Source organism: Fibrobacter succinogenes (genome assembly GCF_902779965.1).
GTDB classification, from domain to species: Bacteria; Fibrobacterota; Fibrobacteria; order Fibrobacterales; family Fibrobacteraceae; genus Fibrobacter; species Fibrobacter succinogenes_F.
On the sequence record NZ_CACZDK010000009.1, the window covers coordinates 61,440 to 74,372 of the forward strand.

9 protein-coding genes are annotated in these 12,933 nt (G+C 46.1%); 1 reads left to right on the forward strand and 8 read right to left on the reverse strand.

Annotation, left to right across the window (positions count from 1 at the left end):
- The 4 genes from HUF13_RS06335 to HUF13_RS06350 all read right to left on the reverse strand — a co-directional run bounded on the left by HUF13_RS06335 (nt 1) and on the right by HUF13_RS06350 (nt 6,070).
- Nucleotides 1–2,199 (reverse strand): toxin-antitoxin system YwqK family antitoxin, encoded by a 2,199-nt coding sequence (locus tag HUF13_RS06335; protein ID WP_173474338.1) that lies wholly within the window; start codon nt 2,197–2,199, stop codon nt 1–3.
- 294 nt (nt 2,200–2,493) lie between these two features.
- On the reverse strand, nt 2,494–3,393 hold the full coding sequence (locus HUF13_RS06340) for a helix-turn-helix domain-containing protein (protein WP_173474339.1): 900 nt from the start codon (nt 3,391–3,393) through the stop codon (nt 2,494–2,496).
- A gap of 189 nt (nt 3,394–3,582) precedes the next feature.
- The gene (locus HUF13_RS06345) at nt 3,583–5,028 is read right to left on the reverse strand and encodes a DUF3943 domain-containing protein (RefSeq protein ID WP_304038886.1); all 1,446 of its coding nucleotides are present in this window, start codon (nt 5,026–5,028) and stop codon (nt 3,583–3,585) included.
- 106 nt (nt 5,029–5,134) lie between these two features.
- Entirely contained in the window at nt 5,135–6,070 is a 936-nt protein-coding gene (locus HUF13_RS06350; protein ID WP_173474340.1) for a UDP-glucuronic acid decarboxylase family protein, read from the reverse strand.
- A gap of 363 nt (nt 6,071–6,433) precedes the next feature.
- On the opposite strand from HUF13_RS06350, the gene HUF13_RS06355 reads away from it, so the two are divergent.
- The gene (locus tag HUF13_RS06355; RefSeq protein WP_304038888.1) at nt 6,434–7,387 is read left to right on the forward strand and encodes a DMT family transporter; all 954 of its coding nucleotides are present in this window, start codon (nt 6,434–6,436) and stop codon (nt 7,385–7,387) included.
- Nucleotides 7,388–7,390: 3 nt separating this feature from the next.
- Here the strand turns inward: HUF13_RS06355 and HUF13_RS06360 are convergent, their stop codons facing one another.
- The 4 genes from HUF13_RS06360 to HUF13_RS06375 all read right to left on the reverse strand — a co-directional run bounded on the left by HUF13_RS06360 (nt 7,391) and on the right by HUF13_RS06375 (nt 12,773).
- On the reverse strand, nt 7,391–8,923 hold the full coding sequence (locus HUF13_RS06360) for a Na+/H+ antiporter NhaC family protein (protein ID WP_173474341.1): 1,533 nt from the start codon (nt 8,921–8,923) through the stop codon (nt 7,391–7,393).
- A gap of 110 nt (nt 8,924–9,033) precedes the next feature.
- A complete protein-coding gene (gene nadC / locus HUF13_RS06365) occupies nt 9,034–9,897 on the reverse strand; it encodes a carboxylating nicotinate-nucleotide diphosphorylase (RefSeq protein WP_088630674.1) in 864 nt (287 codons plus the stop codon).
- A gap of 121 nt (nt 9,898–10,018) precedes the next feature.
- Nucleotides 10,019–11,470, reverse strand: coding sequence for a sugar transferase (locus tag HUF13_RS06370; RefSeq protein ID WP_173474342.1), 1,452 nt, complete (start codon nt 11,468–11,470; stop codon nt 10,019–10,021).
- 13 nt (nt 11,471–11,483) lie between these two features.
- Nucleotides 11,484–12,773 (reverse strand): homoserine dehydrogenase, encoded by a 1,290-nt coding sequence (locus HUF13_RS06375; protein ID WP_173474343.1) that lies wholly within the window; start codon nt 12,771–12,773, stop codon nt 11,484–11,486.
- Nucleotides 12,774–12,933 lie beyond the last annotated feature (160 nt).

Consider the following 12,933-nt stretch of genomic DNA (forward strand, 5'->3'; position numbering starts at 1 on the left):
TTATTCATTATAGATATGGTGGATCAGATCCTTCAGGACTTTTCTGATACGATAAGGGTCCCAATCCCTTCGACGGAGTTTATCCTGAGCTTGTCGAATGGGCTCAGGATGACGATGTTTAGGTATTCCGATTTCTTCCCATTTTTTCCAGGCTTGTTCATTTGATTTGTAAGGACCTTCTCTTGTCAGATCCCCATTTTCATCCCATTCTTTCCAAATGCCGACGGGTTCGTCTAATGTATATGCGCCTTCAAACGCCAACTTGCCATTTTTATGGTACACTTTCCATACACCATTCTTTCTGTCTTTATCATAAGAACCTTCATACCATAATTGACCATTTTCATACAACGCTTTCCATTCCCAAACATTAAGCAATACCCATCGCTTTTCTATTTTCAATTCTCCACTTTCATACCATTCCTTCCATACACCAACTTCAGAGCCTTTTTTGTAAAAACCTTCATATCGTAATTGTCCATTTGCATACCAACCATTCCATTTTCCATCTTTCTTGTCTGTTTTACACTTCAAGCGGTCCAAACGACATTCATGCCATTCGTAATTTCGGTACTTTTTATCGTAGAGTTTATAAGCACCTTCTTCTGCCAATTGGCCATTTTCATGCCACAATTTCCAAATGCCATCGCGCTTACCGCCCTTATAATTTCCTTCACTTGCCAACCGTCCATTTTCATGCCATAATTTCCAAATTCCTTCTCGTTTATCAGATTCGAAAAGACCTTTCCATTTCAATTTACCGCTTTCAAAAAATTCTTTCCGTACACATCCATCCATACCCAATCTGCATTCTTCCTCAGCAATCAATTTTCCATTTTCATCCCACCATTTCCCAACGCCAACTTCATGGCCCGCTTTATAATATTCAACAGCTTTTAACTTTCCGTTTTTATACCATGTTTTTCGAGGGCCATCAAGTTCTCCGTCCTTATAATTTTTTTCTTCATACAATCGGCCTTCATCATCCCATTCTTTATAAATGCCGTCCGGTTCATCATCTTTAAAAGTTTCGTATTCCTTCAATTTTCCATTTTCACCCCACCATTTCGAATAGCCATCAAGTTTTCCATTTTTATAATTTCTTTCTTCTATCAACAAGCCATCATTATTCCACTCTTTCTGAACGCCATTCAACTTACCAGCCTTATAATTTTCCAATTTTTTCAATTTACCATTTTCTTGCCATTCTTTCCATGAACCTTCTTCCAAGCCATTTTTATAAAAACGAACCGATTTCAATTTGCCACTTTCATACCATTCTTTCCAAGAGCCTTTTTCCACGCCTGATTTATAAAAACGGATTGATTTCAATTTGCCATTTTCATACATTTCTCTCCAAGTGCTATCTTCTTTTCCCTCCTTATAAAAAGTTTCTACTTTCAACGATCCATCTCTATACCACAATTTGTATGTTCCACCTAATTTATCAGATTTATAAATTTCCTCTGAACGCAATTGTCCGTTTTCATACCATGTTTTCCATACGCTATCTCTCTTGCTTTCTTTGTAATACCTTTCGGATTTCAATTGACCATTTTCATACCATTTTTTTTCAAAGCCATTTCCAACAAAAAAAGTATCACAAATAGAGGTAATCACAGACCATCTATCATTCCGCAAAGACCATCTATCACGCCCCGGCACCGTTCGACAACGTTCCTCCCATCCACCTGAGGACTCTTTTTCTTCTATTAGATTACCTTTTTCATCAAAGTATTTATAGGAAAATAATTTTCCACCTTTATAAAATTTCTCCTCTTTTATTTGGCCATTTTCATACCACCATTTCCATACGCCTTCACGCAGCCCCCCTTTGTATTTTCCTTCCAATCGATCTTTTCCATACCATGATTTTATAAAACATATTTCATTTTCTTCAGCTTTGCAATTTTGTTCCGTTATCAACGATCCATGTTTTGACCATTCCTTCCAAGCGCCATCTTTTTTACCATTTTTATATTGACCTTCTTGCAGCTTATTTCCATTCTCATAAAATGAGACGTATGGGCCGTCTTTTACACTATCGCGATATGTTGTGATGGATTTTACAGTGCCGTCTGCGTAATATTCTTTGCGCTCCTCGGAGCCATTGTCGCAGGCAACGTCTTTGTCGCAGGCGAAGAAGAAGAAAAGTGAAGAAAAAAGCAATGTGAATAAGGTAATCTTTCGGAATTTCATAATCAAACCGCAATTTAAAATTATTCTTCCTGCAAATTACAACATACAAAGGAGATTGATTATAGACAATCTGTTAAATCAGAGTAAAATTTTACTGGATCCTTCCCCTATCGCTACGCTCCAGGATCAGGATGACGATGTCAGGGTGAATGCAATCCCCATCCCGAAACGGTGTCCGGGATGACTTGGGCGCAAGAAGACAAAGTCCTTCCCAAAAGCAAGTCAAGAAATTATGGTTCCTCGCGTACGCGAGGATGACAAATTCCTAACCACTGTTTACTGTCTACTAGCCACTTATTCAGCGGTTTTGCGGTAGGCTTTGGGCGAGACGCCGACGAGGCGCTTGAAGAACTTTCCAAAGAACGAAACGTCCGGGAAGTTCAGAATTTTGGAGACTTTCTGGATGTCTCTGGATGACGAGCGCAATAGCACCTTGGCATCGAGGGCGATATGTTCGTCAATCCAGCGCTTAGCATTCTTGCCGGTCTGCTCTTCAGCAACGGCGGAGAGGTACTTCGGCGTAATGCCGAGTTCATCGGCATAGAACTTCACAGAATGTTGCTCGCGATGGTGTTCAACAACAAGGTCGATAAATTGAGAGAATAGAACTTGACCTCGGCTCTTGACAACATCTGTGGTCATGGGTTCGTGATCCATTCCAATACATTCGTAAAGGAGTCCAATCAAATAGTTTTTGAGAACTTGCAAACGGCAAGTATTCGTTTCTGTGGTTTCGAATTTTTTCTTTAAAAATTCAAAACTTTCATTTAGCTGTTTAAACTTTTCTTCATCCAATTGATGCAACGGATTTTCACGAGATTTCAGAATCAGTCGCGTATTGTCATCAAAGCGGATGATTAATTCTTCAATCATATTCTTGGAGCAGGCAATACAGATTGGATCAAAATCGTCAGATGCCTTTTTTGCTTTCAAGACCTGTTCCGGGAAAACAATGAACAGCGCGCCCGCTTCAAGTTTATAGGTTTTTAAGTCCAGTTCAACTTCAACGGAACCGCGCCTCACGAGGAGCAGCACCGCCGCCTGGACCTTGACGTAATTTTCGAGCCCGAACTCCTTAAGATTGGTAAACATGGCAATCTTATCGGGCAAAACATTTACTTGTTGCAGATAATTCAGCATCGAGAAATCTGCAGTTCGGATGTTTCCGTTCTTATGCAATGGGTAGTTATTCATTATAAGAACATCTTAGCAAAAAGTAGTGGAAACGTCAATTGGGCTATGAGTTACGGGGTCACGCCTTCGGCGCTTTGAGGTATGAGCACGGAACTTTTGCTTCTCTGAGCACGCTTCGCTTTAGGCTATGACGTCACTGACAACTAAGTTCTACCAACTAAATCTCATACCCTATTTTTCGGAACTCACCTAGAATAGTTTATAGCTGAAATAGAGCGTATAGGCAAAGACGCCACGGCTCATGGGCTCAAAGAACTCCGACGAATAGGCGGCAATCTTGGCATAGGCGTCAAGGCGCCCTCCCATAGAAAGCCTACCAAACAAATCATATTCCATCGTTGTCTTATTCATCAGCAACATGTCCCAACCATCGGCACCATAGTGCGGCAACGATCCCGGAATTGTATGCAGCGCATCGACTACGGTCTTATTTTTGATGCGTAACCTTTTTCCCACTGAAAATTCAACCCCCAAGACATACTTTGCGCCCATGTTGTACTGATAATTGTCCATGTCCGACTCATATTCGGGATGCACAGCCTGAATCAAATCATCATAGCCCATATCGGTCGTACCGAGCAATATGAAATAGATTTGGTGGTACATTCGAAAACGCATCGAGGGCGAAATCAAAAGCGAATAATCGACACCCGTTCCTATAGAAATTGTACCGACCGTTGCAAAGTCACCATAGAACGTGCTATAGTCGAGAAGCGTCGCAAAATCGACCCAATGACCGCGACCATGAACGCCCGCATTCGTAAGTTTACCCGTCACGTCAAGTTGGAAAAGCGTCCCGTCTGGGCCAACTTCGCCACGTGTATATAAAGTAAAATAATCAAATGGACGTTTAACTTTTCTAAATGGCTTGCCGTATTCTATTTCACCACCGTACATGAAGTGTTTATCGTCCCAACGCTGGTCTAAATCGTCTTCATTGCGACCACCAAAGCGGTAAATATTTCCAAAGTGCGAACCCGCTCCCAAAAATATCGACATTTCCAACGGAGTATCCCCTGTAATACCATCGCGGTTACCAAAAACTTTCCTTTGTAAGTAAGCGGAGTGAGCCATTCCAAAAGCCACGACTTGCTTGTACCAAGAAGATTCTTCAACTCCATAAAGTTTGCGCGAGAGTCTGTAAAGGACTTCGCCGTAAACAGAGCCGCCAATTGATGTTGCAATCAAATCGTTAATGGAAGGGTATTCCGTTTCGGCAAACATTTCCCAAGTGCAACTTCCCAAGGCAGCAAACAGCAGGCTTCCATAGAATCCATAGCCAGCACCGCGAGCAAAATTGTAGTAAGTCGCTCCTTGGTACGGGTGACCATAAAAATTAATGGCCCAGTGGTTGTGGTCCCATTCCCAACCTTCCTTAAAATTACGTTTCCAATAGCTCGGGCCTGTGCGCGCATAGCCTTTGTCAAGCACATAGCGATCCCATGCCCAAATAAAACCATTAAAGCCAAAAACTTCACCGGCAACAATCAGGGGATAAACTTTATCCAGTTTGCTCAAGGCGATTTCTTGCGGGATTGTATTTTCAACAAGCGAATCTTGGACTTCAGAAAACTCAACAGCAAAAGTGTCGAGTACACAAAACATCAGCAAAATCAATAGCTTTCGGAACATCATATTCTCTTTTTTCTTTTAAAGCTAAAACTTTATCGAAAAAATTAAAGAGGAGTCTTGACGACTCCCCTAAAATAGAGAATGAATGACAAATTTTTAAGATAAACGGTTACTTCGTTTTGAGCAAGTTATCGAAGTAGACGATTGTCTTTTCGAGACCCTGGCGGAGAGGAATTGTCGGCTCCCACTTGAGAGCATTCTTGGCAAGCGTAATGTCCGGACGACGCATCTTCGGATCGTCACCCGGGAGCGGCTTGTAGACAATCTTACTCTTGGAGCCCGTGAGTTCGAGAACTTCCTTCGCAAGTTCGAGCATCGTGAATTCGCCAGGATTGCCGATGTTGACCGGTCCAATGATTTCGTCTTGGTTCATCATGCGGACAAAGCCTTCGATGAGGTCGTCCACGTAGCAGAAGCTGCGGGTCTGGCTGCCGTCACCGTAGATGGTGATGTCTTCGCCATTGAGCGCCTGCACAATGAAGTTCGAAACAACGCGACCGTCGTTCGGAAGCATGCGCGGACCGTATGTATTGAAAATGCGGACAATGCGGATATCAACATTGTTTTGGCGGTGGTAATCCATAAAGAGCGTTTCGGCAACGCGCTTGCCTTCGTCATAGCAGCTGCGGATGCCAATGGGGTTCACGTTTCCCCAGTAGTCTTCGGTCTGCGGATGCACAGCCGGATCGCCATAGACTTCACTTGTAGAAGCCTGCAAGATGCGGGCGTGAACGCGCTTTGCAAGACCGAGCATGTTGATGGCACCCATGACGCTTGTCTTGATGGTCTTTACCGGATTGAACTGGTAATGGATTGGGCTCGCTGGGCATGCCAGATTGAAAATGCGGTCCACTTCCAGAAGAATCGGTTCGGTGACATCGTGACGGATGAGTTCAAAGTTGCGGTTGTCGCGCAAGTGTGCAACGTTAGCCATACGGCCCGTGAAATAATTGTCCAAGCAAATGACTTCGTGTCCGTCATTCAAAAGTCTATCGCAAAGGTGACTTCCTAAGAAACCAGCACCACCAGTAACTAAACAACGCATAGAAACTCCCATAAAACGTCCATACAATGGAAATATAGTATTAGTAGACAGTAGGAAGTAGGAAGTAGACAGTGGGATGTAGGGAGTAGACGGTAGGATGTAGGAAGTAGACAGTGGGATGTAGGGAGTAGACGGTGGGATGTAGGGAGTAGACGGTGGGATGTAGGGAGTAGACGGTGGGATGTAGGGAGTAGACGGTGGGATGTAGGAAGTAGACGGTGGGATGTAGGGAGTAGACGGTGGGATGTAGGAAGTAGACGGTGAGATGTAGGAAGTAGACGGTGGGATGTAGGGAGTAGACGGTGGGATGTAGGGAGTAGACGGTGGGATGTAGGAAGGGGTTAGGGGTTCGTTAGTAGAACTTTGATCCTGGAACTTGGTATTCTTGCACAAAATGCTATATATGCGTCCATGGCAAGTTTAGGCTATAGTTTTTTGCTAGTGTTGACCGCGTTCATCTGGGGATCGGGTTTTGTGGCGCAAGTCGAAGGGAATGCGTTCGGGCCGTTCGCCTTTTCATGCATCCGGTGCTTTATCGCCGCTGGGTTCCTCGCCTTGATTTTCAAATTGCTTGACGCCTTGGGCAAAAGTCCTCGCAGGCCTCGCAACCGCAAAGAAACCAAGTTGCTCTGGAAAGCGGGATTCTTTTGCGGGCTAGCCTTATGCACAGCCATGAACTTGCAACAACTCGGGATGTATTTGGGAACCTCCGCCGGCAAATCGGGATTTTTAACGTCCTGCTACATTATACTTGTACCTGTTGTTAGTTTATTCTTAGGCAAACGTATTTCGCTAAAAACATGGATTTGCGTTGCGATTACAACAGTTGGACTTTACTTACTCTGCATCAAGGATGGATTTTCGCTTGAAGTTTCGGACGGTATTTCGCTGCTTTGTGCACTTGTGTTTTCGATACACATTTTGGTGATTGACAAATTCGTAAACTATGTTGACCCGATTCGCGTTTCAAGCATCCAGTTTTTGACCATCGGAGTTTTGACAGCTCCCTTAATGATTTTCTTCGATTTAAAATTCCCAGCAATGGATTTTAGCACCGTCATTGAAGCTTTTGCAAACCCACGCGCCGTTGCAGGGCTCTTGTTTGCAGCGCTTTGCTCCAGCGGGATTGCCTACACGCTCCAAATCGTTGCACAAGATAAAGTAAAGCCCACCGTCGCGTCGCTAACGATGAGCCTTGAAGCTGTATTTGCCGTATTTGCAGGATGGGCTGTTTTAGGAGAACAGCTTTCCGTTCGCGAAATTTGCGGCTGCGCCATCATGATGATAGCCATCGTGATAGCTCAGATCAAACGGTAATTCTTATTTCTTAACAGCGCTCTTGGATTGCATTTTCTTAACAATAACGAGCCCGCCAACGATAATCGCAGCCCCCAAAGCAAACGAAAGCAGGCCGCTACGCGTAAAGCCAGCAACTATGAAACTGATAAAGCTGACCAAAGCAACCGACAACGCATAAGGCAACTGCGTGTTCACGTGATTCACATGGTTACACTCAGCACCGGCACTTGCCATAATCGTTGTATCTGAAATGGGAGAAATGTGATCGCCACAGACTGCGCCTGCCATGCAAGCCGAAATCGAAATAATCATCAACTCCGGATCGATGCTGGAGAAAGCAGCGACGACAATTGGAATCAAGATGCCAAACGTTCCCCAAGATGTACCCGTCGAAAACGCAAGCCCAATCCCCACCAAGAAAATAATAGCCGGCATAAAGTTCATCAATGCGGTAGCCTTGCCCGAAACAATTCCTGCGACAAAATCCTTTGCACCAAGAGCATCGGTAACGCCCTTCAAGCTCCAGGCCAACACCAAAATGATAATTGCAGGAACCATGGCCTTAAAGCCTTCGGGCAAACATTCCAAGCACTTGCGGATTTTCAAGACGCGGCGCCCCAAATACCAAGTCACCGTTGCAAAAAATGCGGCAAAGCTACCATACACAAGGCCCACAGAAGCATCGCTACTACCAAAAGCATCAACAAAACCTTTGTGAGCATCGCCACTGGCGAAAAAACCGCCCGTATAAATAAGCCCCATCACGCAGAAAAAGATCAAGAACACGATCGGTAGAATCAAATCGAGCACCGTTCCGCGAGCTTGTTCTATGTTAGCCTCTTCCATTTTAGCCTCAATCATTTCGGCAGCGGACTCGTAATGTTTCATAGGTCCAAAATCAATTTTCAAAAGCACCAAGCTGAAAAGAGCCACAATTGTAAGCAATGCATAGAAGTTGTACGGAATGGACTTTACAAAGAGGCCAAGGCCGTCTTCGCCTTCGACAAAGCCTGTCACTGCAGCAGCCCAAGAACTGACCGGCGCAATAATGCAGATAGGCGCCGCCGTTGCGTCAATTAAATACGCGAGTTTTTCGCGGCTCACCTTAAATTTATCCGTAACAGGACGCATCACGCTTCCCACTGTAAGGCAGTTGAAATAGTCATCGACAAATATCAGGACACCTAGAATAATGGTCGCTATTTGAGCGCCGACCTTGGTTTTGATGTGCTGTTTCGCCCAATTTCCAAAAGCGGCAGCCGCCCCGGACTTGTTCATTAACGCAACCATCGCACCTAGCATCACCAAGAAAAAGAGAATGCCCACATTCCACGGATCGGACACTTGCTTGACCATGCCGTTTTTGAAGACACTGTCTAAAAACTGCGGAAAGCTCCCTTGACTGAGGAAAAGCCCGCCAATCACAATTCCTATGAAAAGGGACGAATAGGCTTCCTTGGTGATAAGAGCTAAAACAATAGCAACGACAGAGGGCACAAGCGCCCAAAACGTGCCATGAAAGAACGATACAACTTCTGCTGCTTGCTGTTCCATAAAATTCTCCTGTAGAGAGAAAACTAAAAATTTTTCAAAAAGAAAAACCCGCTCAAGGCGGGCATAACTGCTAGAAGGCGGGTCAAAACCCGCCCTGACAATCTTTGAAATTAAATGCGCATCGAGATGTCGAGAGCCTTGACGCTGTGCGTGAGGGCACCGACAGAGATGAAGTCGAGGCCGAGCGTTGCAATTTGCTTAGCGCGTTCGAGCGTCATGTTGCCAGAACCTTCAACCAAGCACTTGTCGCCGCTTTCCTTGATGATTTTCAAGGCTTCGGCCATCATTTCGTTGCTCATGTTGTCGAGCATGATAACGTCAACGCCCTTGTTGAGGAGAGCGCGGAGCTGGTCGAAGTTTTCGACTTCCATTTCGACCATCAAGCCCTGCTTGTTGTTCTTCTTGACGACTTCAAGCGCTTCAAGCACGCCACCGGCGGCTGCAATGTGGTTGTCCTTCACGAGCACCATGTCAAAGAGGCCCATGCGGTGGTTAGAGCCGCCACCAACGCGAACAGCGTACTTCTGCAAAGTGCGGAATCCCGGAATCGTCTTGCGGGTGTCGAGCACCTTCGTCTTGCCGCCCTTCAAAGCTTCCTGGAACGTGTGAGCCACAGTTGCCACACCGGAAAGCTGCTGGATGAAATTGAGGAGAGTGCGTTCGCCCGTCAAAAGTTCGTGCGTCGTGCCATCGAGTTCGGCAATCAAGTCACCCTTCTTCACGACGTCACCATCTTTCTTGTGGAGCGTCACCTTGGCATTTGCCTTGAGCTCCTGGAACACAAGTTCGATAATCGGAAGACCGGCAAGAACGCCATCTTCTTTTGCAATAAGGCGTGCATGCTGCTTCTGGTCTGCAGGGATGGTCCATTCGCTCGTCACATCACCCGTGCGAACGTCTTCCGCCAAAGCGAGGCGGATCATGGTCAAAGCATCTTCGGTTGGGAAAACTGGAGTAGAATTATCGCCGTACATGATTAATGGTTGGTGGTTAGTGGTTAGTGATTAGTAGGAAGTAGTCTGTAAGAAGTAGGAAGTTTTTATAATCGCGGCAAAGCCGCCTAACTATTCCTGTCTACTGCCTACTGTTTACTGTCTACTGAGCTCCCTTGCCTGTCAGCACGACATACACCGTCCTAACAAGAATCTGGAAGTCCAAAAGCAGGCTCATGTTTTCGTAATAGTACATATCGTACTGGAGCTTGATCTGCACATCTTCGATGCTCGTATCATAATGGTGGCAAACCTGAGCCCAGCCTGTGAGGCCCGGTTTCATCTTGAGGCGACTGATATAGAACGGAATCTGTTCACGGAGCTTTCCGATAAACACGGCACGTTCCGGACGCGGACCCACCATACTCATATCACCTTTCAAAACACAAAGAATCTGCGGAAGTTCATCAATACGGGTCTTGCGGAGGAACTTGCCCACCTTCGTAATACGCGGATCGTCTTTTGTCGCCCACTGGGCACCGAACTTTTCGGCATCGGTACGCATAGTACGGAATTTATAAACAGTAAACGGCTTACCGTAAAGGCCAATACGTTCCTGCGAATAAAAGACCGGGCCGCGATCTTCCAGCTTAATCGCAATAGCCGCAAGCAAGCAAATCGGGAGCGAAAACAGTCCAAGGAAAAAACCAAAGGCGATATCGATAAAACGTTTAATCTGCACTTGCCAAGGCGGCATCGTGAATGCAAAAAGTTCTTGCAATTCAAAGCCATAAACGAGGTTGGCCTTGAAGCGGCCATTCACGACGCTGTAAAGTTCAGGAACTATATAAATATGCAACTGAAGTTCGCAAACCCAAACGAGCACACGCATAATCTCTTGCGGAGAAGTGCTTTCGTGCGCAATGATGATTCCGCCAACCTTGTACTTTTTTACAAGTTCCGGCAAATCGGAATACTTTCCCAAAACAGGAACGCTAGCAAATTCTTTGGGTAGAACTTGATAACGTTCATCGACAAAGCCCACAACACGCTGACCACGAGCCGGAGTCTTGGCAAGGTCTTCTGCAATCTTTCGACCAGCCTCAGTAACCCCAAGAACGAGAATGTTGTTCGCCCCATAACCCTTACGGAGCAAAGCCCGCAAGAAGATATAGATGAGCATGCGGAAAAAGCCGACAAGCAAAATCGCAAGGCCACCATAGATAAATATCCACGGAAACCGAGATCCATAAAGGTAACCTTCACTCAGTGGCTGGTTCGTGAAAACCTTCCCCATGAATTCGGCACCAAAAAGGCAAACAATGATCAAAACCACACCAATGACCACAGCACGAAGCACACGCAGTACCTGGTGCGTTCTCGACATCAACAACCAAGAGCGATACAATCCGGCAAAGGCAAACAAGGTAAGCCACCCAATGTTCAAGACAAACCCCAAATGCCAATAGCTTTCGAAGGTCTTGGTCGGATCAAACTTATCTAGAATCCAACCACTATGGAACTGAACCCAAAACGCCAAGGCGAAGCAAATCGACAATGCGACAAAATCCGAAAGGATTAAGAGAATTCGTTCCATGGTAGTTGCGCGAATCATATACGACCTTTAATTAAGCGAGGAAGCGGATGACCTGGCTCTTCTCGACGATTTCCGGGAGAGCGTTCACAGCATCGACAGCCTGGGTAAGCTTGCTATCGAGCGTCTTTTCCGTAATGACGACGATGGAGACCTTGCCCGGATCGTTAACGTCCTTCTGGATAATCGTTTCGATAGAGATGTTGTTGTCAGCGAGAATCTTCGTAATCTTGGCGAGCACACCACAAGCATCGCGAGAAGCAAAGCGGAGGTAGTAGCGAGCGCTAGTTTCAGAGATAGGAACGAGCGTTGCAGAATTTTCGACGTTGAACCAGCCCATCGGGAGTGCCTTGCGAGAACCCACGTCGGTAGAACGAGCGAGGGACACGAGGTCTGCCACAACAGCGGATGCAGTCGGGAGACGGCCAGCACCGGCACCGGTCTGGAGCGTTTCGCCGAGGTTGTCGCACTGGAGGTAAACAGCGTTCAAGACGCGATTCACGCTGGCAAGCTGATGATCGAGCGGCACGAAGCACGGATGGACACGGGCGTCCACGCGTTCACCGTCACGGCGATAGATACCGAGGAGCTTCACGCAGCAGCCAAGTTCCTTGGCAATAGCGATATCCTGAGCGGTAATCTTGGAAATGCCGGAAACATAAATCTTTTCGAAGTCCACGCGGTGGCCACTGCAAAGGCTAGCGAGGAGAGCCGTCTTGTGGGCGGAGTCGATGCCTTCGATATCAAAGGTCGGATCCGCTTCGGCAAAACCGAGGCGCTGGGCGTCCTTGAGGACCACATCAAAGTCGAGACCTTCTTCGGCCATGCGGCTGAGGATGTAGTTGCAAGTACCGTTGATAATGCAGCTCAAGCTTTCGACCGTAGAACCGAGCAAGCCTTCCTGGAGGCTGCGGATGATAGGAATGCCACCGCCAACAGCAGCTTCGAACAGCACATGCAAACCCTTGCTTGCAGCAAGCGGGAAAATTTCGTGGCCATACTTGGCGAGGAGAGCCTTGTTAGCAGTCACCACATGCTTACCGCTTTCGAGAGCAGCGAGAATCCACTTGCGCGGCATGTTGTAGCCACCAGCGAGTTCTACAAGCACATCAATATCATTACCGGCAATCATTTCGTCGGCGTTGGTCGAAACCTTATAACCCTTAGCCTTATACGGTGCAACTTCTTCTTCAGACTTGGCGCAGATGCAGGAGAGTTCAAGTTCAACTCCCAATTTTTCCTTATATTCTGCAATTTTCTGTTCAAGAATCTGAATGACACCACCACCAACGGTACCCGTGCCAATTAAACCAATACGCAACATATAGCGTCTCCATTTTAAATTTTACACGGTAAATATAGTAATTAGTAGGACAAATGCGTAAGTCGAGCGTCGCGGCCAAGAGTGTGCAAATTTATGCAAGCATAAGCCATTTATGGACTTATATTTGATAAATGCAGCCACGGACGCGAAGCGTCAACCT

What these genes read in the sequence shown, in the direction of transcription:
- HUF13_RS06345 (WP_304038886.1), bottom strand. Translation starts at nt 5,028, where the DNA reads ATGATGTTCCGAAAGCTATTGATTTTGCTGATGTTTTGTGTACTCGAC.
- HUF13_RS06370 (WP_173474342.1), bottom strand. Translation starts at nt 11,470, where the DNA reads ATGATTCGCGCAACTACCATGGAACGAATTCTCTTAATCCTTTCGGAT.
- nadC (WP_088630674.1), bottom strand. Translation starts at nt 9,897, where the DNA reads ATGTACGGCGATAATTCTACTCCAGTTTTCCCAACCGAAGATGCTTTG.
- HUF13_RS06350 (WP_173474340.1), bottom strand. Translation starts at nt 6,070, where the DNA reads ATGCGTTGTTTAGTTACTGGTGGTGCTGGTTTCTTAGGAAGTCACCTT.
- HUF13_RS06335 (WP_173474338.1), bottom strand. Translation starts at nt 2,199, where the DNA reads ATGAAATTCCGAAAGATTACCTTATTCACATTGCTTTTTTCTTCACTT.
- HUF13_RS06375 (WP_173474343.1), bottom strand. Translation starts at nt 12,773, where the DNA reads ATGTTGCGTATTGGTTTAATTGGCACGGGTACCGTTGGTGGTGGTGTC.
- HUF13_RS06360 (WP_173474341.1), bottom strand. Translation starts at nt 8,923, where the DNA reads ATGGAACAGCAAGCAGCAGAAGTTGTATCGTTCTTTCATGGCACGTTT.
- HUF13_RS06340 (WP_173474339.1), bottom strand. Translation starts at nt 3,393, where the DNA reads ATGAATAACTACCCATTGCATAAGAACGGAAACATCCGAACTGCAGAT.